21 protein-coding genes and 1 riboswitch are annotated in these 25036 nt (G+C 68.4%); of the genes, 5 read left to right on the plus strand and 16 right to left on the minus strand.

The window, feature by feature from the left end:
* Positions 1 to 24: 24 nt before the first annotated feature.
* Together G4D83_RS25815 and G4D83_RS25820 are read right to left on the minus strand one after the other, a co-directional pair.
* Positions 25 to 1233: an extracellular solute-binding protein gene (locus G4D83_RS25815; RefSeq protein WP_163867491.1), complete on the minus strand. Its 1209-nt coding sequence runs from the start codon at positions 1231 to 1233 to the stop codon at positions 25 to 27.
* Positions 1234 to 1285: 52 nt separating this feature from the next.
* Positions 1286 to 3568 carry a patatin-like phospholipase family protein gene (locus tag G4D83_RS25820; protein WP_163867492.1) on the minus strand — a complete coding sequence of 761 codons (2283 nt, stop codon included), beginning with the start codon at positions 3566 to 3568 and terminating at the stop codon, positions 1286 to 1288.
* A gap of 440 nt (positions 3569 to 4008) precedes the next feature.
* Between G4D83_RS25820 and sitA6 the strand changes: the two genes are divergently transcribed.
* Together sitA6 and sitI6 are read left to right on the plus strand one after the other, a co-directional pair.
* Positions 4009 to 4707: a SitA6 family polymorphic toxin lipoprotein gene (gene sitA6, locus G4D83_RS25825; RefSeq protein WP_163867493.1), complete on the plus strand. Its 699-nt coding sequence runs from the start codon at positions 4009 to 4011 to the stop codon at positions 4705 to 4707.
* Between the two features lie 3 nt (positions 4708 to 4710).
* Complete coding sequence (gene sitI6 / locus G4D83_RS25830) at positions 4711 to 5439, plus strand: SitI6 family double-CXXCG motif immunity protein (protein WP_163867494.1); 729 nt, start codon at positions 4711 to 4713, stop codon at positions 5437 to 5439.
* Positions 5440 to 5487: 48 nt separating this feature from the next.
* Here the strand turns inward: sitI6 and G4D83_RS25835 are convergent, their stop codons facing one another.
* Positions 5488 to 6309, minus strand: a complete 822-nt coding sequence (locus tag G4D83_RS25835) for a hypothetical protein (protein WP_163867495.1) — start codon at positions 6307 to 6309, stop codon at positions 5488 to 5490.
* Between the two features lie 613 nt (positions 6310 to 6922).
* Positions 6923 to 8353, minus strand: coding sequence for an adenosylhomocysteinase (gene ahcY / locus G4D83_RS25840; protein WP_163867496.1), 1431 nt, complete (start codon positions 8351 to 8353; stop codon positions 6923 to 6925).
* Between the two features lie 87 nt (positions 8354 to 8440).
* Positions 8441 to 8510, minus strand: a riboswitch (S-adenosyl-L-homocysteine riboswitch).
* Between the two features lie 170 nt (positions 8511 to 8680).
* Between ahcY and G4D83_RS25845 the strand changes: the two genes are divergently transcribed.
* Entirely contained in the window at positions 8681 to 9220 is a 540-nt protein-coding gene (locus G4D83_RS25845; protein WP_163867497.1) for a hypothetical protein, read from the plus strand.
* A gap of 57 nt (positions 9221 to 9277) precedes the next feature.
* Here the strand turns inward: G4D83_RS25845 and G4D83_RS25850 are convergent, their stop codons facing one another.
* Together G4D83_RS25850 and G4D83_RS25855 are read right to left on the minus strand one after the other, a co-directional pair.
* Positions 9278 to 10618 carry a leucine-rich repeat domain-containing protein gene (locus G4D83_RS25850; RefSeq protein ID WP_163867498.1) on the minus strand — a complete coding sequence of 447 codons (1341 nt, stop codon included), beginning with the start codon at positions 10616 to 10618 and terminating at the stop codon, positions 9278 to 9280.
* A 97-nt stretch (positions 10619 to 10715) separates the two neighbouring features.
* Positions 10716 to 11411, minus strand: coding sequence for a type 1 glutamine amidotransferase domain-containing protein (locus G4D83_RS25855; RefSeq protein WP_163867499.1), 696 nt, complete (start codon positions 11409 to 11411; stop codon positions 10716 to 10718).
* A 102-nt stretch (positions 11412 to 11513) separates the two neighbouring features.
* Between G4D83_RS25855 and G4D83_RS25860 the strand changes: the two genes are divergently transcribed.
* Positions 11514 to 12455 carry a LysR family transcriptional regulator gene (locus G4D83_RS25860; RefSeq protein WP_163867500.1) on the plus strand — a complete coding sequence of 314 codons (942 nt, stop codon included), beginning with the start codon at positions 11514 to 11516 and terminating at the stop codon, positions 12453 to 12455.
* On the opposite strand, the gene G4D83_RS25865 is transcribed toward G4D83_RS25860, so the two are convergent.
* From G4D83_RS25865 to hflX, 8 genes are all read right to left on the minus strand, one after another.
* Positions 12431 to 13810, minus strand: a complete 1380-nt coding sequence (locus G4D83_RS25865) for a class I adenylate-forming enzyme family protein (RefSeq protein WP_163867501.1) — start codon at positions 13808 to 13810, stop codon at positions 12431 to 12433. The genes G4D83_RS25860 and G4D83_RS25865 overlap by 25 nt on opposite strands.
* Positions 13811 to 13828: 18 nt before the next feature.
* Positions 13829 to 14839: a 3-oxoacyl-ACP synthase III family protein gene (locus G4D83_RS25870; RefSeq protein ID WP_163867502.1), complete on the minus strand. Its 1011-nt coding sequence runs from the start codon at positions 14837 to 14839 to the stop codon at positions 13829 to 13831.
* Complete coding sequence (locus G4D83_RS25875) at positions 14836 to 15591, minus strand: SDR family NAD(P)-dependent oxidoreductase (protein WP_163867503.1); 756 nt, start codon at positions 15589 to 15591, stop codon at positions 14836 to 14838. The genes G4D83_RS25870 and G4D83_RS25875 overlap by 4 nt, the downstream gene beginning before the upstream one ends.
* Complete coding sequence (locus tag G4D83_RS25880; RefSeq protein WP_163867504.1) at positions 15588 to 15824, minus strand: acyl carrier protein; 237 nt, start codon at positions 15822 to 15824, stop codon at positions 15588 to 15590. Before G4D83_RS25880 ends, G4D83_RS25875 begins: the two co-directional genes overlap by 4 nt.
* A gap of 17 nt (positions 15825 to 15841) precedes the next feature.
* On the minus strand, positions 15842 to 16900 hold the full coding sequence (locus G4D83_RS25885; protein ID WP_163867505.1) for a 3-oxoacyl-ACP synthase III family protein: 1059 nt from the start codon (positions 16898 to 16900) through the stop codon (positions 15842 to 15844).
* Positions 16897 to 17664, minus strand: a complete 768-nt coding sequence (locus tag G4D83_RS25890) for a DapH/DapD/GlmU-related protein (protein WP_163867506.1) — start codon at positions 17662 to 17664, stop codon at positions 16897 to 16899. The genes G4D83_RS25885 and G4D83_RS25890 overlap by 4 nt, the downstream gene beginning before the upstream one ends.
* Positions 17661 to 18860 (minus strand): MDR/zinc-dependent alcohol dehydrogenase-like family protein, encoded by a 1200-nt coding sequence (locus G4D83_RS25895; protein ID WP_163867507.1) that lies wholly within the window; start codon positions 18858 to 18860, stop codon positions 17661 to 17663. Before G4D83_RS25895 ends, G4D83_RS25890 begins: the two co-directional genes overlap by 4 nt.
* Before the next feature lie 287 nt (positions 18861 to 19147).
* Positions 19148 to 20626, minus strand: a complete 1479-nt coding sequence (hflX, locus tag G4D83_RS25900) for a GTPase HflX (RefSeq protein WP_163867508.1) — start codon at positions 20624 to 20626, stop codon at positions 19148 to 19150.
* Positions 20627 to 20677: 51 nt separating this feature from the next.
* On the opposite strand from hflX, the gene G4D83_RS25905 reads away from it, so the two are divergent.
* Positions 20678 to 22105, plus strand: a complete 1428-nt coding sequence (locus tag G4D83_RS25905) for a DUF6896 domain-containing protein (protein WP_163867509.1) — start codon at positions 20678 to 20680, stop codon at positions 22103 to 22105.
* A 54-nt stretch (positions 22106 to 22159) separates the two neighbouring features.
* Here G4D83_RS25905 and G4D83_RS25910 read toward each other — a convergent pair whose 3' ends face one another.
* Together G4D83_RS25910 and G4D83_RS25915 are read right to left on the minus strand one after the other, a co-directional pair.
* Positions 22160 to 23791 carry a peptide-N4-asparagine amidase gene (locus G4D83_RS25910; protein WP_163867510.1) on the minus strand — a complete coding sequence of 544 codons (1632 nt, stop codon included), beginning with the start codon at positions 23789 to 23791 and terminating at the stop codon, positions 22160 to 22162.
* Positions 23792 to 23909: 118 nt separating this feature from the next.
* Positions 23910 to 24953: a hypothetical protein gene (locus tag G4D83_RS25915; RefSeq protein ID WP_176433428.1), complete on the minus strand. Its 1044-nt coding sequence runs from the start codon at positions 24951 to 24953 to the stop codon at positions 23910 to 23912.
* Positions 24954 to 25036 lie beyond the last annotated feature (83 nt).

Here is a 25036-nt window from a genome sequence, read left to right on the forward strand (position 1 = left end):
TGACTTCCTGGTGAGGGGTGAGCGCTATCGCAGATCTTCCTTCAGCGCGGACTGCATCGCCCGCCTGTTCTCGGGGAAGCCCTGGTTGGGGTAGGGCCGGGCGCCGCCGAGGAGCGGCTCATACTTCTGGTACATGGGGTCCGAGCGCGCGGGCTCCTGCTGGTAGAAGGCGCGGTTGGCCTGGAGCAGGTAGCGGGGAGTCGTCCCCAACGGGGCGTCCTCGCTGAAGGCGATGAGGCCACGCACCTCGGGGTCGCTCATGTACGTCATGAAGGCCTGGGCATCCTCCGCGCACGTCCCCGTGCAGTTCGCGTTGAGCACCAGGGCATCCACGAAGACCGCGGGCGCCGAGCCCGTGCCGAGCGGCACCGAGATGACCGCCGGGAGCGGCTGGGTGGGCCGGGCCTGGCGAATGTAGAACAGGCGCTCGGTGTAGCCCATGAAGCCATTGGCCTGCTCCGTCGCGAAGGCCTCTTCCGCCACGGTATTGCTGTCGTAGCTTCCATCCATGCACGGGTTGATGCCCGGCTCGAGCGAGCAGCTGTCGACGACTGTCTTGAAGGACGCCACCGCGGGCGAGTCCAGTGGCAGGGAGATGGCGGTGGACAGGGACGCGCCCGGATGCGTGTCGGCCCAGGCATCCAGATACGAGGAGGGCAGCGTCCAGCTCCCGTCGAAGTTCGCGGCGAGGGGCCGCTTGCCGGGCGCCACGTCACGGAGGACCCGCACCAGCGACGCCGCATCCGTGGCCGTCTGGAGTTGGGGGCTGTGTGAGTAGACGACGTAGGTGCAGAGATAGGTGGGCGTGCCGTAGCTCGCACCCGAGAGCCGCACGGCCTCCTCGGCGGCGGGATACGAGGGGCCCACCTCGAACGACAGGGGCTGAATCCAGCCCTTCGACGCGAGCGAGCCGAGCACCAGCGTGTCCACCTCCACCACCTGGGCCGCGCCCGTGCCCTGGCCGAGCAACTGGTTCATCGTGCCGCCCTCGTCCAGGTCATAGAGGTCCAGGTTCGAGTCGAACACGATGTCCAGGTCGATGTCCGTGTGCTCCCGCTCGAAGTCGGCCTCGAGCCGCTGCTTGAGGCCCGCGAAGCCATCTCCCGCGGCGTCTGGAATGTAGGGGAAGAGGACGGCCTTCAGGGGCCGGGGAGGCGTGGGCGTGGGGTCGGGTGACTCCGAGCAGGCGCTCAGGGCGAGGACGACGGGGCAGAGCAGGGCTCTCCAATGCATGGCGTGGCTTCCTTGGGAATGTCTTTCGAAAGGAGCCGGAGCGTGCCACGGGTCAGAGCGCGAGTTCCACGCCAAGGCCAGGCGCTACCGACCAGAGCGTCTTGCGGTGGGAGGTGCCCGGATACCACTCGCCGACGAGCTGGACGCGGAAGCGCTCCAGGAAGGCCATGCCCGCGAGCGCCTGGACGACGGGGCGCGAGCAGGCCGTCACCCGGCTGGCGCCGCGTCCCTCGCAGCCTTGTGTCCCATAGCGGTCATTGGCGCTGAACATCCATCCCGCGCGCAGCCCGAAGCGGCTCTGCGCGAGGAAGGACTGGTCCGTGCGCGGCCGGTATTCGAGTCCGCCCACGAGCGCCGCGGAGAAGGACTCGCCCCCTCCGGAGGAGAACACGTCCTCGAGTCCCCGGAAGCCGATGGCGCTGGCGAAGCGCAGGCCCGTGGGGAGCTTGGAGGCGAAGGCGCCCAGGCTCAGGCCGACCTCGCTCTGGGTGGGGCCCATGGTGAAGTGCAGCACGGTGTCCGGAGGCGCGAACGCCACGCTGTCCGCCGCGAGCTTTCCCGCGAAGCCGACCACCTGCTTGTCCGCGCCGGACTGCGCCGAGGTGAGCCGGTGCAGGGCGCTTCCAATGGACTCGCGGATGCGGACGATGGCGAGGTCTCCGCGCCCCTGCTCCACGCCGAGGTCGCGGAAATGGAAGCCGTAGGCCCCGAGCAGTCGCATCGAATAGTCCAGCTCCGGCTCCTTCTCGCCCTTCTTCCAGTCCGGCCAGTGGCGCGGCGCGACGCCGGGGACCCTGGGCGGAGGGTGTCCCGCCATGGCGCGGTCACAGTGCCGGTTGCGCCAGGTGGCGCCCTCGGTCTCCTTCTTCGCGGTGCCGCACGCGAAGTAGAGCTGGTCCAGGGACACCTGGAGCAGCGCGCGGAAGTCCGCGAGCGCGTCCCCCTGGCAGGCCTTCGTCGCGTCCGAGGCGCCATCGTAGACGGCGCGCATGCAGGTGAACGGCGCCCACCCGCCGGGCTCCTCCGCGGGCTCGCCGATGGGCTCCGCGAAGCGCGTGCTCCTGTCCGCCACGTCCTCCAGCATCCGGCGGGCGTCATACATGCCCAGGTAGAAGTCGAACGTGCGGAACTCGGTCTCGAAGAAGCCCAGGAAGGCGAAGAGCGGGGCGCTCGCCGCCGGGAAGTGCCGACGCGGCAGGATGAGGTGGCGGGCGATTTCGGGCTCCTCCTCCAGCAACAGGGCCAGCTCCTTCGAGCGAGCCGTGTCCACGAGGGCGGCGATGAGCCCGGCCAGCTCCACCGGCAGGGATGTCGCCGCCGACCGGGCCTCGGCGGGCGGAAGGGAGGGGTACTCGGTGGCGTCGGGGTCGACGAACGCGAAGGTGATGCCCTTGGGCGTGTCGCGCACCCCGGGCGTGGGGACGTCGCGCCAGCGCAGCTTGCCGTCGGAGGCCCGCAGGCCATCCCTGGCGAGCCCCACCGCCAGCCTCAGCGGCGCGTTGTCGAAGATGCCTCCGTCGATGTACCGCGCCGTCCCGGCCTTCTCCTGGGGGCACACCGGAGGCGTGGCCTTGGAGCTGCTTGACTCGCAGGTGGGCAGCTCGTGGGGCGGGAAGGCCACGGGGAACGACATCGACGCGAGGATGAGGTTTCGCAGGTGCTCGAAGGGGATTTCGCCCTGCTCATCCGTGACGAGCAGCGGCTCCATGCGGCGGCTGCCGGGCGTGGTGTAGTTGGTGGCGCGCGGAGGCTTGCCGGGGCCCCGGCCCTGGATGCGGATGGCGAACTTCTCTTCGATGCGCGGCAGTGGCAGGCGGTCGTTCGCGGCCCAGAGGACCCGGGGCTCCGCGCGCGTGGTGGAGACGCCGAGCACCACATCGCACGAGGGAGTCAGTCCCTTCTTCCACACCTCTTCGATTCCGGTCGCGCCGTGCTCCAGCGCATCGCGCGAGAAGATGCCCAGCGGGGACGTGGAGGAGGGGATGAAGAGGCGGTCGAACCCGATGGGAATCCAGGTGCGCCAGAACAGGGACTTCTCGGGAGAGGGCGCTTCGGCGCCGCAGGCGGCCATCACCGCCAGCAGCGAGTTGAGGCTGCCGGCGGAGGCGCCCGTGAGCAGGCGGAGGTCCACCCGTTGGCTCCCCCGTGACGAGGCGAGCGCGTAGTACAGGAAGCCCGCTTCGTACACGCCCAGGGACACGCCTCCGCTCACGGTGAGGGAGACCGCCGAAATCGGCGGGGCGTCCGGGTCGAGTGGCTGGGACTTCGCCGGTGGGGTGATGAGGAGCAGCGCGCACGCGAGAACGAGCGCGGTCGAGGTGGCGACGGAACCCATGGCCGCGGACCGTAGGCCCCCGCTGGTCGGGGCGCATCATCCTTCGATGACTCAAGCCCCCATTTGTCGAGTGTCGCGTCGTCCCCTGGCTTCCGCTCCACCTGTCAGGCGGGCTTCGCCACAATCAAATGCCTGAGGTCTTGGAATGCGTCGACAACCGCCTGAACGACCTCGTAATGCTCCACGCCGAGCTTCAGGTTCAGTGGGATGACGGGAGTGGCCCTGGAGCTCGGGTCTTCGTCCCTTCTCTCGCTGGTCCACCATCGCGCGCTTGGCCCACGACCAGGTCCTCGACGAGCAGCTCGTCACCAACGCGCCGGCGGCGGAGGAGTTCGCCACGGCTACGGGACTGGTAAAAGCAGTAAAGCGAGCGCAAGCTGTGATGGCACGCATTGACGGTACATCTGCATGCCCACGATGCAGCGTGTCCAGGGGGGCTCATGACGACGCTCAGGTGGTGGGCTGTTCTGCTCATGTTCTCCGCTGGCTGCGCCGGAGCGCCGGAACACATCGGCAGCGGCGATTTGCTCGCCGCGAGCTTGGAGGACTCTGCGGCGTCCTGTGCACAGTCGGCGGGGGAGTCCGAGGAGGGCTGCTATGCCCAGTCCTGTGGCGAAGCAGAGTGTGGGCTGTTCCGATGCGAGGACCTCGCGTCGCCTCCGCTCGCACTGCGGTTTCCGCCCGCGCAGGCCGGCGGCACTACAGCCCGCATTCAGCGGTACTGGGGTGGCGCAGTGCCGTTACCAGGGCGGCTGCCCGTCTTCGTCATCCCGTGGTACCAGCGCGAGGAGCTGCCGAGCGTCAAGGCGGCGCGGAAGGCCATCGCCGAGTGGACGAGGCGGCCGAAGGAGCGTCACCACATCTTCCCCCGCGCCTTCGCGGGGTACTTCGAGTTCGTCGGCATCAACATCCACCAGTACACTCTGCTGGTCGCGGTCGAGGAACACCAGCGAGTCCACGCGGGCGGGAATGGTGGCCCGTGGAATCGGGACTGGAGGAAGTGGATTGATGCGAACAGGTTTACGGCCACGCGCGACGACCACTTCAAGCAGGGGGGGCGGATGATTTCAAAGTATGGGCTCATCGGAGTGCCAATGACGTACTGGCAGACCCTGCGGCTGTACTCCGCTGGAGAATGAGCAATGCGGTACTACACGCTGCAGGAACGCGAAAAGGTGCGGTGGAGTGGCGGGTACGACATGGGCAGGCGCTGGCACCTGCCCGGCGTTTCGTGCTCCACGTGCGGGAGCACGTGGGGAGGAGGAGGCTATGACTACCCAGCAGTGGATTTGTCGAAGCTGGGGAGGGAGGCCAAGGCGCTTGAGCGCCCCCGGTGCGTCCCGTGGGCCGAATTCACGGGGCTGCGAGCGAGCGTGTTGCCGCTGGTTCCGCCCGGCGCGGTGGTGACGCCGGGGTCGGGCTTTGGCCCGTTGACGGGGCGAGCACAGGGACGGTTCGGCCCCGTGAGCGTCCACATGCCGTGGACGCTGCTGGTGCGACCGGACGTCGTGCGGCGTCTTGACGGACTGACGGGGGTTGTTCCCGTGCCAGCAGCTTTCCGGCGTGCCCGGAGCGACGGTGAACTGCTCGAGTTGCAGGTGATGCCGGGCGGCAAGCTGGTCGGCGAGGACGGCCACAAACCATGCAAGACCTGTGGACGTGCCAGTTGGGTTCTTCCTCCGCCCGAGATGCGGCGCCTGGCGGTTCCTCCATCGGCCGATTTCGCTCGAGCAACAGCGAGTGTGGTGGTTGTCAGCGAGCGTGTTGTCGAGCGGCTTGAGCGGCAGTTGGAAGAGTCCGACGTCGTCGCGCTCGATGTGAGTGGCGCCCCAGGGGCCGAGAAGCGGTCCGATGTCGCCCCGCCCGCATGAACTGGGTGCTCGCGGGATTCAGTCGTCCTCTGGTTTCCGCTCCGCCTGTCAGGCGGACTTCGCCACAATCAAATCCCTGATGCCTCGGAGTGTGTCGACAACCGTCTGGACGACCTCGTGATGCTCCACGCCGAGCTTCAGGTGCAGTGGGATGAGGGGCGTGTCGCTGTTGCTTGGGTCTCGGAGAATCATCGAAGGTGTTCGCAACGCCAGTGGGCTGAGCGCTTCCAGCAGGTGATTCCAGGACTCCGTCTGGCTGGGGAACTCCAGCCAGAGGGGGGTCTCCGCGAGCGTGTGCCACCGCCAAGGGCTCAAGAATAGGTAGAAGTCATGGCCCTCGATTTGGACGGTGCGCCAGTAAGACATCCTGCTGCCTCCGCTCGTTCCCTTCTTGCAGACCTTGGCGGCGACGGCTGCTTCGCAGATTTCGTCGACCAGGGCGCCGAACTGGTAGATTCGCCGGCCGATGTCCGCGGACAGGTCTTCTTGGCGGAGCGGAAGAAACGCCGTGGTGTCCTCTCGGGTGCAAAGCCCCAGCAGTTGATTCAGGTTCTCCGAGGAGGCGTGATCCCCTTGTGCTCGGGCCGCGCTCTGGAGGCTCTCCAGGAATGGTTGCCATGCGGCCAGCACCAGGACCTTCTGGGGACCCATTTGCAGGACAGCAGGCCGCTCGGGACCCACGTCGAACGGGGATCTCTGTTGAAGGTCTTCCTCGCAGCGCAGCCGCAGCTCTCTCCAGAGCATCTGGCGTCTGGCTTCCGGTGCGAGGACGAGCAGTGCGGTGGGCCTGTCGGAAGGGAGTGCATGGAGATAGGTCACCGGTTGTTTATCGGTGAGACCCGCCCAGAACTTGGCCTCGATGAAAAGCACCGGCGCTCCACTTTCGTCGGCGCCACGCAGGTCCGGGCGAGCGGCGTTCTCCTCGCTCCGCTGCGTCGTGAAGGAGACCACCTGGGGCGGAGGGGCGCCCAGACTCTCCATGAAGCGGAGGACCGCCCGCCGCAGGTACTCGTGTCGGCGCAAGATGAATGCGAGTGCTTCCGTGGCCACGTTCTCGGGGTGGGTGCTGAGACGCGTGGCCAGATGTCCGAGGAGACTGTCGTTGGGGTCCATGGTGGGAAAGAACCCTACGGCACGTCTGTCCATTGAAACAACCGTGAGTCTTTGGGGCCCTTGCTCGACAACCGCTACGGAGCTGAAGACAGGGTCTGGTTCACGCTTGGCGCGGACGTGGTGGGCGTGTTCACGGAATGCATGAACAATGACCGGCAACGGGCGGTTGCTCCCCGGGACTCGCTTCTACGGGAAGGTTTGCTACCTGTCCGACAGCATGGGCTGCGCGGATGCGCCGGCGCTCATCGTCCGTTCCGGCGGATACACCGTTGAACGCTGGCCTTGAGCGTCGTGGTGATTGACGTGCGGGAGCCGCCTTGACGCCGGAGCGCGAACCGTCCACGGGTTCGCGCTCCAGCGGGGGTTCCGCCTAGTAGCGGTAGGTGTCCTGCTTGTACGGGCCGCTCTTCTCCACGCCGATGTACGACGCCTGGTCCGGGGTCAGCTCGGTGAGCTGCGCGTTGAGCTTCTTGAGCTGGAGCCGGGCGACCTTCTCGTCCAGGTGCTTGGGCAGCACGTAGACCTTGCCCACCTGGTACTTGTCGCTGTGCGAGTACAGCTCAATCTGCGCGATGGTCTGGTTCGCGAAGGAGCTGGACATCACGTAGCTGGGGTGGCCGGTGCCGCAGCCCAGGTTCACCAGCCGGCCCTTGGCGAGCAGGATGATGCGCTTGTTGTCCGGGAAGATGATGTGGTCCACCTGCGGCTTGATCTCCTCCCACTGGTACTTCTCCAGGGAGGCGACCTCGATTTCGTTGTCGAAGTGGCCGATGTTGCAGACGATGGCCTGGTCCTTCATCTTCGCCATGTGGTCATGGGTGATGACGCTCTTGTTGCCCGTGGCGGTGACGAAGATGTCGGCCTTGTCCGCGGCGTAGTCCATGGTGACGACGCGGTAGCCCTCCATCGCGGCCTGGAGCGCGCAGATGGGGTCGATTTCGGTGACCCACACCTGGGCGGACAGCGCGCGCAGCGCCTGCGCGGAGCCCTTGCCCACGTCTCCGTAGCCGGCGACGACGGCGATCTTCCCGGCGACCATCACGTCGGTGGCGCGCTTGATGCCGTCCACCAGCGACTCCCGGCAGCCGTACAGGTTGTCGAACTTGCTCTTCGTCACGCTGTCGTTGACGTTGATGGCGCGGAACAGGAGGGTGCCCTTCACGGACATCTCCTGGAGGCGGTGCACGCCCGTCGTCGTCTCCTCGGTGACGCCGAGAATCTTCGCCGCCTTGCGCGTGTACCAGGTCGGGTCCTGGGCCAGCTTCGCCTTGATGGAGGCGTACAGCTCGCGCTCCTCCTCGCTCTGGGGCGAGGCGAGCAGGCTCGCGTCCTTCTCCGCGCGCTTGCCCAGGTGCATCAGCAGCGTCGCGTCACCGCCGTCGTCCAGAATCATGTTCGGACCTTCGTGGTCGCTGCCCGCGGGCCCGAACTCGAAGATGCGGTGGGTGAAGTCCCAGTACTCCTTCAGCGTCTCGCCCTTGTGGGCGAACACGGGCGTGCCCGCGGCGACCAGCGCGGCGGCGGCGTGGTCCTGCGTGGAGAAGATGTTGCACGACGCCCAGCGCACCTCGGCGCCCAGGGCCTGCAGCGTCTCCACCAGCACGGCCGTCTGGATGGTCATGTGCAACGAACCGGTGACGCGCGCGCCCTTGAGCGGCTGCTGCTTCGCGTACTCTTCGCGGATGGCCATGAGGGCGGGCATCTCGCTCTCGGCGATACGCATTTCCTTGCGGCCCCACGCGGCGAGCGACAGGTCGGCGACGGCGTGGTCCTGCTTCTGGGTCTGGGGAACAGCGGTCATGGCATGGCTCCTGCTGATGGTTGCGGCGCGAACTGGCGAGGAACTCCCGAGCCGCCAAAAAGCGGACCCACCCTCGCAAGCAACGCGTCCAGGTGAGTGCCGTTGGGTACCGCGCTTCGAGCCTGGGGCCTGAGGCCTCGCAACACTCCTCGAAGTCACGGGCGAAACTACGAGAAGCCGCCGCGAATTTCAAAGGGAGATTGCCCCCCAGGCCAGCGGGCCGACGGGCGGGGGCACCCCCGTGGGCCGAGAGGGGTGTCGAGTGCTGGACAGGGCCGCCAGGGGGGAGGCAGCATCGCCGCCTTCCAACAACCTCCGAGGGTCGCAATGTCGTCGAAAAGCGCTGGAGCATCTCTGAAGGCCATCAACGAGAACATCCGGGCGGCCTTTGCCCGTCGCGAGCGCTGGGCCGGCCTCGCTCCCCAGGTCTTCGAGACCCTCAAGGGGCTGATTGAGAAGGCGAACCAGGACGCCGGAGCGAAGTCCGAGGGCAGCCTGACGCTCGTCATCGAGCAGGTTCCGCACTGGGATGACTCGAAGGCGTTCGAGGTCCGGTTCCTGGGCCACGACATCGGCCTCGTCAAGGGCAACGGCGCTCCCGCCGGCCCGGTGCACGCGCATGGCGCGTCGATGAAGATCGCCCCGCTGGTGAGCGGCCTGGTGGGCGCGAGCTACACCCCGAGCTTCCTCACCGTGGGTGAGGAGCACTACGGCGACGCCAAGCCGGAGCTGGCGCTGCTGGGTGTCTTCGAGCCGGACGAAGTGGCGAACCCGAAGCTGCTCGCGGAGCTGCTCGACAGCACCGCGTCGCACGCCTCGGTGGACCACTGGGCGAGCGGTGGCACGGTGCGGGCGTCGGGGAGCTAGTCCGCGTCATCCCGGGCCAGGCCGCGGTGGTTCGCGTGTGCCTGGCCCGTGGGCCTTTCAAGGGACGGTGACGGGGTAGCGCTTCACCAGCGCGTTCCAGGCGGACTCGGAAAGTCCCCAGGGTCCGCAGACCAGTTGCTTCAGGCGTGGGAAGCGGTCGCGATGCCGCGTGAGCGTCGCGGCGCCCTCGTCCGTCAGGATGACTCCCGTCAGGTCGAGCACCTGGAGTGACGGGAAGTGCTCCATGCGGACCAGCCCGTGGCACAGCATGTCGCCGAACGCGCAGTTGCGCAGCTCGAGCTGACGAAGGGAGGGCAGCCCCTTCGCCTCGAAGAGCGGCGCCAGGTCTTCGGGGGTCCACGCGATGTACCACTCGTATTGAAAATCGATGTGCAGCCGTTCGAGTTTGGGGAGGTGTGCCTCCCGAAGGAACTGGAGTCCGGTGCCCTTGGGCACGGGCGCGGGCTTCCACTGCGACAGGTCCGAGGGGCCGCAGGGGATGAGCCCCAGCCAGTGAAGGGAGAGCTCGCGCAGCTCGGGATGCTCGACGTGCACGGCCTGAAGCTCCGTCATCGGGAGCACCAGGGTCTGGAGCTTCGGGTACAGGGCCAGGAGGCGTGAGAGTGAATCCAACTGGACCCAGCGGATCCACTCCCTCCCATTGGGGCAGGAGAACTCCAGGGTCCACTCGCGCAGCGAAGGGCGAGCTCCCGCGCGCTCCAGTGTCTGGAGGAGCGCTTCCAGGGGATTCGAACCCCGGCCGGTGAGCTTGATGCCGAGCGTCTCGAGCAGCGCCGCATCAGGCGATGTGAGCGCGATGTCCAGCAGCGCGAGCCCCGAGTCGGCGCGGCCGAAGTCGTCGAGGTCGAGCGAGAGCCCGAGCAGCTTCGTGCCCTGCCGACGAAGCTCCAGCTCATCGTCATGGATGACGTCCCAGTAGTTCTTCCGGTCGAGGGTGAGCCGCTCCAGCGATGGCGCGAAGCCAGTGTGGCGGATTTCCTCGAGGAGGAGGGGGAGCTGCTCTTCGGAGCCTCCGAGGTCCACGCGCAGGCCCAGCGCGCGAACAGGCTCCTGACGGATGAGCCGCGCGTAGACGCCATGGGCGCGGCTTGCATCCACCGTGACGCGGTCCACGAACCCGCGCGCGAACACGGCATCACCCGGGAGCAACCCGAGCTCCGCGAGCCACGTCGCCTCGTGTTCCGCGAGCAGTGAGGCCTCTCGTGCCCGAAGCGTCTGCGCGGAGGGTTCCGCCTTCATCTTCGCGAGCGCACACTGCACCTGGATGAACTCACCTCGTGGGTCGCCTCGCTCACTCAGGGCCTGCGCGAGTCTCAGGCGAAAGGTGTCATCCACATCGGATGAGAGGGCCGCGAGGTCTTCCGGTGAAGGATTCACTGCCGGACTCTACGGCGCAGCGAGGAGCCCGCCCACCGTCATCATGAAGCGGCACTCCAGTCCCGCCGGTGGGCTCGCGGCGCGTTGTCGTCGGGGGCTACTTCTTCTCCTTCAGGGCTCGGAGCACCTCGCGCGCCGTCTCCGCTGACGATGCCGGGTTTTGGCCTGTGACGAGCCGTCCGTCGCGCACCGCGAAGCTCTGCCACAACGGGCCGGACTCGTAGCGCGCGCCCAGCTCGCGCAGCCGCGTCTCCAGCGGGAAGGGGACGATGGCGTCGAACTTCGCCGCCTTCTCCTCCGCGTTGCTGAAGGCCGCCACACGCTTGCCGTTCACCAGCGGCTTGCCATCCAGTCCCTTCACACCCACCAGCGCCGCCGGGCCATGGCAGACCGCCGCGATGACGGCGCCGCGCGCGTAGCCCGTGGAGAGCAGCTTGTGAAGGGGGACGTGCTTCGCCAGGTCCCACATCACGCCGTGCCCGCCCACCACGAAGTAGGCGTCGTAGGTGTCCTTCACCTCGGCGAGCGTGAGCGTGCGCGCCAGCTTCTTCGTGGCCTGGGCGTCGGCGAGGAAGGCCCGCGTCGTCTCCGTCGACTCCTTCTCGCTGCGCGGGTCCGCGGGAGCCGCGCCTCCCTGGGGCGAGGCGATGTCCACCTGGGCGCCGGCCTGCGAGAACTGCGCGTAGGGCGCGGCCAGCTCCTCGAGCCAGAAGCCCGTCCGCTCCCCGGTATCTCCGAACTGAGAATGACTGGTGACAATCAGCAGGACCTTCACGGCGGTCAGGGCTTCCATGGCGGGCTCCTCACGGCCCCGGGATGAGGGGCCAACGGAGTGAAGAAGTACTCCCGCGCCCATCCCCAGAAAACCGAGAGGGTCTTCACATAAAGTGAAGCCATGCTTGGCAATCGCGAGGCGCTCTGGACGCTGTGGGAGGTGAGTCGCGCGGGGACTCATGCCGCCGCGGCGGCTCGGTTGGGCATCACCGCCTCCGCCGTGGGACAGCAGCTCAAGGTACTGGAGCGACAGGTGGGCGTGGCCCTGTTCGAGCGGGTGGGGCGACGGGCTCGACTCACCCCCGCCGGAGTGGCGCTCGTCGCGTGTCTGGGCGAGCACCTGCCCGCCCTCGACGCCGCACTGGAGGAAGCCTCCGAGGCGCAGCGGACCGTGCGCGGGGAGGTGTCGCTCGGTGGGCCCTGGCCCTTCTTCCGGCACTGGCTGCGCCCGCGCCTGCCGGGCCTCCTGGCACGACACCCCGAGCTTCGGCTGGAGGTCCGTTTCGATGTGCCGAGCCGCATCGCTCGCCGACTGCTCGAGGGAGAACTGGACCTGGGCATCGTCGGGCTCCTGCCCGAGGCACCAGGGCTGGAGGTCCGGCAGGTGGCGCAGGAGCGCTTCGTGGCGGTGGCCTCGCCCGCCTACCTGAAGCGCTGGGGGACGCCTCGCAGTGCCCGGGACTTCGGGGCCCATCGCTTCATCGCCTTCGACGCGGACCTGGCGATGCTCGGTCCATGGTGGCGGACCACGCTGGGCCCGAAGGAGCCGCTGCCCGCGCAGGTGGTGTGCCGCATCGCCAACCTGGATGAGATGCTGGCGCTGGCGGAGGCCGGCGTGGGCGTGACGGTGCTGCCCGACTATCTGGTGGACCCCGCCGTGCGCGACGGGCGCGTCGTGGCGCTCACGCCAGAGGTGGGCCGGCGCTCGCCTCGGCGTCCCTGGGGCACGCTCTGGGTGGCCTGGCGCCGCGCCGCCGCTCCCACCGCCCGCTTCCTCGCGGTGCGTGACTGGCTTCTGGACGGACAGGGGACGGAGGCTCAGCCGAGGCGCCGTTCGGGGTGAATACACTCCGTCAGCCGGGCGCGTTGCAGTTTCCCATTCGACGTTCGTGGGAGTTGCTCCACCCGGTAGAACTCGGTGGGGACCTTGTGCGGGGACAGGTGCTCGCGCAGGGTCTGCCGCAGCTCGCGCTTGTGAGGGCTGGTGGTGCCAGGCTCGAAGCGCAGGAAGGCCGTGAGTGTCATTCCATACAAGGCGTCCTCGCGGCCCGACACGGCGGCGTCCGTCACCCCCGGCAGGATGCGCAGGACGGCCTCGATTTCGAGCGGGCTCAGTCGTTCCCCGCCGACCTTGAGCAGCTCATCGTTGCGCCCCAGGAGCGTCACCAGGCCCGTGGGACTCAGTTCCGCCACGTCGCCCGTGTGGAGCCAGCCCTCCTCGCGGACCTTCTCGCGTGTGGCCTCCGGTGCCCCCAGATACCCCAACATCACCTGTTCGCCTCGCACACAGAGCTCGCCCTCGGAGGTGAGCTTCACGGTGAGCCCGCCGACCGGGAAGCCCGTGGCGGAGGAGAAGAAGGCCGGGTGGTCGCTGCGCAGACAGAGCACCCGAGGCGCCAGCTCCGTCTGGCCATAGCAGGTGTAGATGCGGCTGGCGGGAAAGGCCCGTGTCAGGCGTTGGCGCAGCTCCAGGCTCAGCGCCGCGCCAGCGGAGACGACATGGGTGACGTCTCGCGTGTTCGAGGTCGCGTCCCCCAGCAATCGCAGCAGTGTCTCGTGGTGGGAGGGGACTCCGCTGATCATCCCCTGCAAGCGTCCTTCATCGAGCAGTCGCTTGAGCTCGACCAGGTTTGCGAGCAGGTGAGTGGGGATGCCCGCCGCCAGCGCGGGGAGCAATTGCCCGAGCAGCCCGAAGGAGTAGGAGAGCGGAAGGAACAGCGTCTGGCGGGACACCGACGCGAAGTCGAGCGACGTGAGGACGGCGGCCACGTTCGCGTCGATGTTCCTCCGGGAGAGCTGCACGGCCCGAGGCGCGCCCGTGCTCCCGGAGGTGAACAGGACGACGGCGGTCTCCGGATGGCGGAGTGGCTCGGTCCGTCCGCTTCGCCAGGAGATGGACAGGTTCTCATCCAGCTCGAAGCAGTCCCCGAGGCTCGCTCGTCGCGCCTCGACTTCCGAGTCCGTCCAGTCGTGCGCGAACACGGCCAGTGGATGCCCTGCTTCGTAGAGGGCCAGGAAGCGGGTGACGAACGCGAGCGACCGGCGGAACCTCAGGATGGTGAGCCCCGACGGCCTGTCGGGGAGGCGCGCCTTGAGGGCCTCGACCTCGCGTCGGAGCGCGGCGAAGGAGTGCGTCTCCTCACCGAGGATGAGAGCGGGGGCGTCATCCGCCCGGGAGAACGCGTGTGCGAGGTTCATGTCGGGCTGCCTTCGTGGCTAGAGGCGCTTGAGCAGCGCGCAGGCGGACGCGCCTCCCGCTCCCGCGGAGATGAGCAGGACGCTCTGCCCCGAGCGCAGCGGGAGCTTCTCCTGGAGATGTGCGAGCGCGATGCCCACGCTGGCCCCCGACGTGTTGCCGGTGAATTGGACGGTCTCCACCACCTTCGCGGGGTCCGCCCCCAGCTTGTCGGTGATGGCTCGGATGAGGTGCAGGTTGGCTTGATGGGGAACGAACCAGTCCACGTCCGCCACGCTCATGCCGAGCCGCCGCAAGAGCGAGGCCGCGCCCGCCGACATGTTGTCCACGCCCTTCATGAACAGCGTGGCCCCATGCTCCATCTTGAGGAAGACCTTGGTCGGGTCGTCGTTCAGATGATGAGGCAGGCGAGAGCCTCCCGCGCGGATGGCGATGATGTCCGCCATGGACGCGTCCGCGCCCAGTTCGCTCGCCATGAGCTGATAGTCGGCCTGCTCGGGACGAGTCGTCACCAGACAGCTCGCGCCCCCGTCGCCGAACAGGGCCGTCGTCGCCAGGTCCTCGCGGTTGAGGAACTTGGAGCGGATGTCCGCGGCGATGACCAGATGGTCGCTCCCCGTGGCCAGCGCGAGTCCCGCGCCGACGTGGACGGCGCTGGTGAAGCCCGCGCAGGCGGCCACCAGGTCCAACACGCCAATGCCATCCAGGCCCAGCTTGGGAAGCACCAGCGGCGAGGTCGGCGGGGTGGGGAAGTCTCCCGACACGGTGGCCAGGAGGAGTTGGGAGATGCGCCGCCGGTCGATGTCGTAGTCCTCCAGCAGCCGCAGGGCCGCCGCCGCCGCGACGTCACTGCACGCCTGCTCCGGCTCCACCCAGTGCCGCTTCTCGACGCCGGTCCGGTGGGTAATCCAACTGGGCCGCGCGCGCGTCCCCATCCAGTCGAGCACGTCCTGGTTGGTCATCACCTTCGCGGGCAGCCACGAGCGAGGGCCGAGCAGGTACACCGGTGCGGTGGGCTTCAGGAAGCTCATGGCTTCAACACTCCTTCCAGTCGGACCATGGGGAGGCCCCCGGTGACGTCCAGCACCGCGCCGTTGATGTACTGGTGCTCGGACAGCAGCGAGTCGAGCGCTTCACCGACGTGCTCGGGCTCGCCCAGCGACCCTTGTGGAATGACGCCACCCATCCGCTCCACGTAGTGGGGACGGGACCAGTACTTCTTCGTGCGCGTCGTCTTGAAGAGCCCCAGCCGCACGGTGTTGCACAGGACGTTGAACGCGCCGTAGTCCACCGCCAGGTTGCGCATCAGTCCCTCCAGCGCGGACTTGCACAGGATGTACGCGCCATAGCGCCCCGTGCCGCTGACCGTGGAGACACTGGAGATGAAGACGATGCGGCCCCGACGGGCTTCGAGCATCGACGGCAGCAGGCGGCGCAAGAGCCAGACATTGCCCATCAGGTTCGCGGTGACGTCTGTTTCGAGCGCCGCTTGCGGCAGTTCGTGGAAACGGTGAAGGGGAGGTCGCCGTGTCCACGCATTCAGCACCAGTCCTTGAAGGCCCCCCGCCAGCAGACCGCGCAGGGCCTCTTCGCTGAGTCCAGGAGCCGCGAGGTCCAGCACCAGGCCCTGGGCCTTCAGCCCTTCCTCGCGATATCGCGCAAGGCATTGCTCCAGCGAGGCCTCCGAGGAGGCCGTCACGAACACCTCGTCCCCCAGGGCCAGCCGTCGCCGGGCAATGGAGCGGCCGATGTCGGAGCCTCCTCCGGTGACAAGGACCCTCATGTGGCGCCCAGCTCGCGCAGCCAGGTCTCCAGGGTGTCGAGGCTGTGGAACGCCTGCTCGGAGAAGTCCTTGCCGGAGATGCGCAGCGACAGCTCCTTCTCCAGCGCGGCGACACCGAGCACCATCATCAGGCTGTCCATGCCATGTGTGACGAGGCTCTCGGAGGTGTCCGAGGGCAGCTCCTCCATGCCCGCGCTGAGCAGGGCCTTCTTGATGCGTTCGAGCAGGTCCATGTCGTGGCGCTCCCTCGTCACTGCTTCACCCAGTGCTGCATCGCGAAGGACAGCCCACCACCCACGCTCATCAGCAGCACCGAGTCACCTGGAGCGAACAGCCCCTGCTCCAGCGCCTCCGACAGTGAGAACAGGACGGAGGCGCCGCCGATGTTGCCGACGCGGTCCGCGCTCCAGACGAGGCGCGCATCGAGCCCGCCTTCCGCGCAGACCCGCTCGATGAGCTTCCGGTTGATTTGATGGGCCACCACCCAGCGGACCCGCTCCAGGCCCCGTCCGCCGGGGAACATCGCGCGGAGCATCTCCAGATATCGCCGCAGCGCCTCCTCGCGAAGCCGGGTGCCGTCGCCCGTCATCGCGTAGCCCCCCTGTTCGAGCACGCTCCGGTCCGGAGGCAGCCTCCCGGGCGTCGTATACAGGTCCACCAGCGTCCCGTCCGTGGCGTAGAGACACTGGCGCACCTCGAAGTCGGGCGAGGTCGACTCACGGCGCAGCCACAGGGCCGCGCCTCCATCCGCGAGGATGAACCAGGTCTCCTTGAGGGCCGGGTTCATCACCTTGGACAACGTCTCCGCGCAGCTCACCATCACGTTGTCGTAGCCACTGCCCAGCAGGGACATCGCGAGGTGCAGGCTGGCCAGGGAGGTGGAGCACCCCGCCTTGAGCTCATAGGCCGAGGCATGACCGCCGAGCCGCCCCAGGATGGCCGCCGCCTGCGAGCCCGTGTAGCGGCTGGTCGTCGTGGTTCCGTGAATCAGCGCTTCGATATCGGCGCCGCCACGTTCTCCGAGCGCCCGCCGGGTCGCCGTCAGCGCGAGGGACTCGCTGGTCTCCTCGTCGCCGGGCGCGGGGGGCGCTTCACCCGGGAGTGCTCCGGGCAGTCGCGCGAGATGGCGCTGCCCGAATCCCAGTCGTGCCTGGAGCTTGCGACCGAGCGTCTCCATCGCCTGGGCGGAGCGGCCGTGCTGCTCGGAGTCCCGGGCGAGCAGCTCCGCGTTGGACACGGCGCGCGTGCCGGGCAACGAGCGGCCATGTCCCAGCACCTGGATGCCCAGGCGAGGCTCCAGCAGCTTCATCGCGGGCTCGCTTCGGCGGAGGCGCGGGCCGGGTTGAAGTGCTCCCAGGCGAAGTTCTCGACGCGCGAGTCCTCCGGCAGCGTGTCCTTCAGGAGCTTGTTGCCCATTCCAATCCAGCTCCTCGAGCCGATGGTCGTCCGGGGGCCCACCATGGCGCCCGCGCCGAGGAACACGTTGTCGCCGATGCGCACCTCGCCGAGCTGGACCTTGTCGCCGAGGAACAGGTGCCCGAGGACGAAGACATTCGCGCCCATCGTGCAGCCCTTGCCGATGGTGAGCAGCGGGTAGTCCGCGAGCATGGCGAAGAGGGACGAGTTCACCCCGTACGCGATGCGCGCCCCCATGGCCCGCCAGTACAGATACTTGGTGACGTAGAAGGTGAAGAAGAACGGCTGGAGTCCGGAGATGCGCACCGCGTGACCCAGGCAGAGCACCGAGTACCAGGCGAGGTAGTCCCGAGACAGCTCCATCGGGTAGGTGCCTGGCCTCATGCGAGGGATGCACAGGCGCATGAGCCAGCACGTCACCAGGAAGACGGCCGCGAGGACTCCGGGCGCCAGCAGCGCCCACGCGGCGAACCCGGGCCTGTCCCAGCACCACCGCAGATAGAGCAGGCAGGACCACCACGCCACCAGGCCCGGCGGCAGCGCGAATGCCATGGTGATGAGGTCCACGAGGAGCACGCGCGCGACGCTGAAGGCTCGGGACTGGTGTTTGAACCGCTGCCTCGCGGCGGCGAGCGTGTCCGTCGCGTCCTGCGTCATGCGGCCTCCTGGCGTACGGGGGCCGGTGCCTCGGGGTTGACCTGGAAGAGGGGGAAGTAGGACGCGACGCGTGCCTCCTCGACGTCGCGCGCGAGCTGGGGAATCTCGTCCCAGGTATAGACGCGCTCATCGTCCACGGGAGGCAGCCAGCCCATCTCCTCCGCGAAGCCCACGGCCGCCACGGCCTCCGAGTAGCGCGCGTAGTGGGTGTGGATGTGCTGATGGCGCCGGGTGCACTCCGTGGAGCGCGAAAGGTCGATGAGCTCCGCGCCGAGCTTCCAGCCCGCGGTGGCAATCACCCCCTGGCGGCCGAGCGCCTTCAGCGTGGCCTGGAAGAGCGGCGCGCCGATGTGGTCCAGGAAGATGGAGACGTCCTGACCGCGTCCCGCTTCCTTCACGCGCGCGAGGAACCGCTTCTCCGATTGGGTGTAGCGCTGGCGATAACCGGAGTCGGCGGCGAAGAGGACGGGGTCCAGCATCAGGTCGGGGAACTCGCGCCGGTCGATGGGGATGATGTCCACGGACGACAGGTGGCGCAGCCGCTCGTCCTGGGACGCGACCATGGCCACTCGACACCCGGCGTACCGCGCCAGTCGAAGCTGTGCGTAGGAGACCCCGCCGCCCCAACCGACGACGAAGGGCGCGGGGCAGTCGGACTCGCTGACCTGCAAGCGCCAGCAGCCGTAGGCGAGCCGCCAGTTGGACCACGCGGTGATGTAGCGCAGGGAGAACGCGGCCCACTGTTTCAGCGAGTGACGCGTGTCGCGGGGGAGGGGGACGAGCACCCGTTCCGGGAGCCGTGTCCTCCGGGCGAGGAGTCCCATGGTGTGGCTGGCGTCGTAGGCCAGCACCTTGACGGGGTAGCCATGCTCGTCCTGCTCCGCGTTGCAGAACACGAGGCAGACGTCTCCCGGGCGGACGCGCGTGACGGCGCTGCCTGTCTCCAGCACGCGCACCACGCCCGCGTTGCCGATGACCACCTTGTCCTCGCGGCGCAGCCGGCAGATGTCCACGGGCACTCGCTGGAGGGCGTGGCCCATGTTGCCCTCCCAGCAGCCGTAGAGGGGCTCCGCGAGCACGTGCTCCGGGCCCAGGTCTGGAATCGCGAAGGACTCCTGGACGAGCTCACCCGGAACGCTCTTGCCGTCCCGCTGCCTCTCCCCGCGATGAAGGACCCAGGCCTGCACCTCTTGCATGACCGCTCCAGTGAGGCGCCGTGGGAGAGAGACAGGGCGCGTCGACGTGGAGGGATGATGTTGAATCCTGATTCATGTCTCAAGAATGCCCGGGGTGTGCCTTCCTCCGGTGCGGGGCACCGTTGTCCTGGGACACGTCGAGGCCGGGGGAAAACGCAGGTGGGGCGTCGGATGCCACCCCGGTGGTGCGCTCACGGGGCGGCGGGGCAGGGGGCCCGGAGGGGTTGCGGCGCGGCCCTGCCTGGGAGGTCAGGTGCGGTGCTCGTTCGGCATGAGCACCGCGGGCCTCACGCCTGGAAGTCTCGCGTGAGCCGGGCAATCGCGGCGGCCGGGCCCCGCACGCGGAGCTTCCTGCCGTGCTCGTCGAACTCCTCGGTCAGCACCGTGGTGTGCTCGTACACCTCTCCGATGCGGCCCTGGCTGGCGTACGGAATCATCAGGTGGGCCTCCACCATCGACGCCTCGAAGAACTGGATGATGCTCAGCCGGAGCTTCGCCACGTCATCCGGTCGATGGGCCGAGAGCAGCACCGCCTCCGGGTGCTCGGCGCGAAGCGCGTCCTGCGCGGCTTCGTCCAGTCGGTCGGTCTTGTTCAGCAGGAGCTTGCTCGGAACCACGTCCGCGCCAATCTCGCGGAGCACGGACCGGGTGACCTCCAGCTGCGACTTCCAGGTCGGGTCGGACGCGTCCACCACGTAGAGCAGCAGCGACGCCTCCAGCGCCTCATCCAGGGTGGAGCGGAACGAGGCGACCAGGTCGTGCGGCAGCTTCTGGATGAAGCCCACCGTGTCGGAGACGAGCACGCGGGGACGGGTCTCCGGGTGCAGCGCGCGCACCGTGGTGTCCAGCGTGGCGAAGAGCTGGTCGGCGACCAGCACCTCGCTCCCGGTGAGCGCGCGCATCAGGGACGACTTGCCGGCGTTGGTGTAGCCGACGAGCGCCACCCGGAGCTGCTCCCGGCGGGCATACCGGCGATGGTCCTGTTCCTTCTGGATGACGGCGAGCCCCGCGCGCAGCTCCGCGAGCCTGTCTCGAATCTTCCGCCGGTCCAGCTCCACCGCGGAGTCTCCGGAGCCACGGCCCTGCTGGCGCTCCCGGCCTCCCGAGGACTCCCGCAGCCGGGGCGCGAGGTAGGTGAGCCGGGCAATCTCGACCTGCATGCGCGCCTCGTGGCTGCGTGCGTGCCGGTGGAAGATGTCGACAATCACGCCGGTGCGGTCCATCACCTGGGCCCCCGTGGCCTTCTCCAGGTTGCGGAGCTGGCTCGGCGACAGCTCGTGGTCGACGACCACCACGGTGGGGCGCGGCCCGCTCACGTCCTCCTCGGGCTCGGAGGCTTCATCGTCCTCCTCGAAGTCCTCCTCCTCGGCCTCGGTGTCCTCTTCTTCTTCGGCCCCGGTGTCCTCGGCCCCGGTGTCCGCTGTCTCGGGGGCCTGGGCGGGCTCATCGCCCTCCTGCTCGGAGTCGTCCTCGGCGGCCTCCCACTTCGCGCGGGCCTTGGAGGTCCGGTCCTGGGCGCCCGAGGTGATGACGCCGGGGCCTCCGGTGAGCGCGGCCAGGTCCTTGAGCTTCCCCTTGCCGAGCACCGTCCCCGTGGCCAGCGCCCCTCGACGCTGGGTCACCGTGGCCACGGCGTCATAGCCCAGCGTGTGTACCAGCCGCTTGAGCTCCGCGAGGTCCGCGGCGTGCTCGATGTCCGTCACACTGGGGAATTGGACGCCCACGAGGACGGCACGGGGGCGAGCAACGGGTGGGGTCTTCGACATGGGGACGCTCGTAACACGGGGCGGGCCCAGGTGGGGTAAACGAGAGCTTCCATGAGTGACCTCATCCAGGCGATTGGTGTCCTGCTGAGCGGCGCGCCCGCGAGCCGTGTCGACGCGCCTGCCTTTCGTCCAGACTCCGCGTGGCTGCTCGTCTGCCTGATGCGCCAGCTCGTCCGCCAGCGCTGGCTCGTCCGTATCGTCGAGGAGCGACTCACCACGAAGCGGGACGCGGCTGACGACGAGGACGAGGATGAAGACTCGGGAGAGGTTCCTGGCCTCGCGGGCTGGAGCTACGAGTTCCACGGCAGGGGCTGCTGTCTCTCCAGCGAGGACGAGATTCTGGATGTCGACTTCCATGGAGACGAAGGGGCCACCATCGACTCCTACTTCTTCGCGACCCGCATCTTCTCGCTCAAGGCGCCGGGCCTCCCCGAGGCGCGTCTGGCGGCCCTGCTCCCGGGGCGGGACCTGGTGGTGAGCGGCATCCGTGAGCTTCAGGCCCAGGGGCTCTTGCGGCACCCTCCGAGCGAGCATGTCTTCAGGCTCCCTCCCGCGCTGGAGGCGCTGGCCGACGCGGCTGGCACGCTGGACTTCGATGCTCCGGACGCGCGCGAGCGGAGCTTTCTTTGGCTCGGAGACTTCGAGGCGCTGGACTCCAGCGTGTTCGCCGAGCGAGTCCTCGCGGTCCGTGAAGCGCGCAGGGAGTGGCTTCTCGCGAGGGCGACCGTTCCCTCCCTGGCGGGCGATGCGCTCGCGGCCCTCCAGGGCCTCGTGTCTCCCGACGCGTTCGTCGTGACTTGTGAGCGCGTCCTCTCCGGTCCCATCTCCTCCGCCATGGGGGCGGCCATCGAGCGGCTGGACGCGCTGCCAGGGAACGCCAGCTGTCCGGCGGTGTTCAGCCTGCTCCAGCGCATGTCTCCCGAGGAGCACCACCCCTATTCGCTCCATGCCGCCGCGGCCTATCTGCTTCGCCGTCAGTTCGAGCGGGAGCGGGTGCTCGCGGCGGTGCTCGCCTTCGCCCGGGTGGACAAGGTGAAGGGGTACGGAGGCAATCCCTATGCGGGAGAGTTCGCGCTCCTGGCGCTGGAGTACGCACCCGAGCACGCCCTGGAGTTGGTGCGGCGCGCGCTGCGCTCCTCCGTCCCCATGGCTCGGATGCGGGTCTCCACCGTCCTCTGTGCCCTGGATGCGCCGTGGAGTCAGCGGGAGCTGAGCGCGGCCCTCCAGTCCAGCACCTCATCGGACCGGGGAGACGCGAAGTACCTCCAGCTCGCGCTCGCGCGGAGCCAGTCCGAGTGGGCTCGCGCCGTCGCCGCGCGGTGGGGGCGCCAGCAGCCGCCTCCCGCCACCTCGGAGTTCGGCTTCACCCACGAGGAGGTGATGGAGGCCAACGCGGACGGCTGGTTCGAGCACGAACTCGCGAAGGCGCGCGACTGGGTCCAGCGCAGGCGCATCCAGACGCCGAACGAGCTGGAGTGAGACGCCCCGTGGCCCAGGGGCGCCCCTCTTCACGCGAGGACTCCGGAGCACCGCTCAATCGCAGCGCTGGACGTCCTCGGTGATGTAGCCGTTGCGGCTGGAGAGGCTCCGGTCGTAGCAGTCGCCCGGGAAGCCTGTCACCTTGTAGCGGTGCGTGGACGTGCCCACGGCGTTGCGCTGCGCGCGGGGAACGCCCAGCGTGTACGCGGCCTCACCGGTGAAGACGTCGCTGAGCTTGCGGTGCGTCAGGGGCTGGAGGCCGTGCAGCTCGAACGCGTCCTCCGCGTCGTTCATGGTGATGCTCGTCGTGAGCCGGTTCTCCGGCGTCACGCTGATGAGTCCGTCGAGCACGAAGCGCTTGTCGGAGCGGCTCACCGTCGGAAAGAGCTCCCGCCCCACCACGGTGACGGTGCTGGTGTCGTTCCACGTGGCCAGGAGCTGGTCCGGGTTCTCCATGTCCCCCAGCCAGCGGTGCATGCTGGCGTTGGACACCTTCTGCTCGACGGTCGTCAGCTCCCAGCCTCGCGACGTCCGCAGGTAGCCCGACACGCGCAGGTGCTGCCCGCCCTGCGTGTCCACCTGATGCCAGCCGTCCACGAGCGCGTAGTCGGCGTCATTCGTCAGCGCGCCGACCTGGTGCTGGAGCAGTCCGCCCGTGACGCGCGCGGCGCTCGAATCCCTCCAGACGAGCACGTTGGTGGGCAAATCCCAGCCAGGGCGACCCTCGGGGACGCCCAGCACGCTCACCCGGAGCTGGTGCGGCTGGCCGTCGGTCAAGAGGCCCGCGAAGGGCGTGAGGTCATAGGTGATGGGGCGGATGTTGAAGGCCCGGGGCGCCGGCAGCACGTACCAGAGGAACGGATTGGACCAGCCGCCCGTGTAGACATGAGGGAAGGGCATGGCGATGCCCGCCACCTTTCCATCCACTTCAATCTGCACCTCGCGGTACGGGCCCGCGTCGGCGGGGCACGAGTACGGCACGACGGTGGGCGCGGTGATGTACCAGAACTCCTCGCAGCCTCCGCCCGAGCCCGTCGCGTAGACCTCCGCGAGGAGCCGCGTGGTGTTCTGGGGCACCGTCACCTCGCCCACCAACGCGCTGCCCTCGCGGCGCGGGTTGACCAGCGGCAGCACGTCGCTCGCCGTCCGGGCCGCTGGCGTCTGCCTTCCCTGCGCCGCGTAGAACGTCAGGTACACCTGCACGTCCAGCACACCCGTGTAGGTGTCATTGACGACGTTGCCAATCAGCATCCACACGGGCTGGGGCTGACGCAAGAGCGGCGCATAGGCGGTGATGTCCTTCTCCACCGACCACGAGATTCCATCGCGAGACGGCTCGGGCGTGGACGTCTTGAAGAGGGTGACGCCGCCCACCTCCAGATGGCCGAGCCGGTCGTACTGGACGCCCTGGACCTTGCCCTCCATGCGCAGCACCACCTTGTGCCACGGCCCCGGGCACTCGGCGGGCGGAGTGAAGGTGCCCGTGAAGGGCGTGAAGTCGTCGAACTTCTCGTCGACGATTCGCACGGTGCACGACGCCGTCGCCGGCCGCTCCACCGTGGGCACCGCCGTGCGCGGGTCATCCCAATCCGTACCGAACTCAGGGGGAGGCTCGACGGCCAGCGCTGGCAGCGTCGCGCCCAGCGTAAGGACTGCCGCAACGAAGGCTCGGGGGAAGGCTCTCACGGCTTTTCCTTTGAAGGCGGTTATTGCCTGGAGACTAGGCCCCGCCTGCGTCGTGGGCAATCGAGCCCCGCGCGAAAGCCCCAGGCCCGGTGACGTGGGCCTGGGGCTTCGGGGTGAATCACTCGACCCAGTGCTGGACCGTCAGGATGCGGAAGCCCGTGGTGGCGTTGACGAAGAAGTGGACCTGGATGCCGGCCCAGGGCCCGTCGTTGTAGCCGATGTGGCAGCCCTTGAACGTGCCACCCGCGGTGCGCGCGTCGAGGTCATCCAGGCCGTCGTTGATGACGCTGGTGGGAATCTGCCCCTGGTACGCATAGGTGTTGGCGGCGCTCGAGACGTAGTTGTGGACCTCGGTGGCGTCGGCCAGGTTCGGGCGGTTGGTGAAGCGGTTGTTCGGGAAGGTGGCGGGGTCGATGCCGAAGCACTGGGCATAGGCCAGGCGGTCATTGCCGTACTCGCCGTTCATCACGCTCTGGATGTCGAACGCGAGGTCCATCTTCACCGTCCAGTTGCCCTCCGGGAGGGCATTCACCGAGGAGACGAGGACCTCCAGCGCGTAGCCCAGGTTGGCGGCGTTGCGCAGGTTGCGCAGGCTCACCGCGCCGATGCCCGACGTATTGGAGATGGCCTGGACGGACGTGAACGGGCGCAGGGCGAGCAGGTTCGTGGCGCCATTCCACGCGTACGGCAGGATGGCGTACAGCGCGGAGCTGCTCACGGTGTTGACCAGGGAGACCACCGCCGCGGCGTCATCGGTGGAGACCGCCAGCTCGTCCAGGATTCCCACGCAGCTGCTGTTGATGAGGCCATTGGCGCGCGCGCCGCTCTCCAACTGCGTCAGGCGCACGGGGCCCATCAGGTGGACGGCGGAGAGCTGCGCCAGCGTCGCGAAAGGCGCCGTCGAGCGGCTGCTGACCAGGTTGAGGACGAGGTCGCTGGGCAGGTACGCGTCCAGCGTCCCGGGCGCCGCCGTGTTCGCGAAGGTGAGGATGCCCTGGCACTCCGGCGCGACGTCCACGTTCGTCAGCGTGAGGGACGCGTCCTGGTTCGCGGGTACCTCGGTCGTGGGCTGCTCGGACGGGGTGGAGGGCTCGGAGGGCGAGGTGGGACCACAGCCGACCAGCAGGCTGAGGCAAAGCAGGGCTGAACCGAGACGACGCATGGAGAACTCCTCAGTGCACGACAAGAGAGGGGTCACCCATACACCAGTAGCCTGACTCGCTGATAATCCGTGTTTCGTTACAG

This window comes from Myxococcus eversor (assembly GCF_010894455.1).
Lineage (GTDB): Bacteria > Myxococcota > Myxococcia > Myxococcales > Myxococcaceae > Myxococcus > Myxococcus eversor.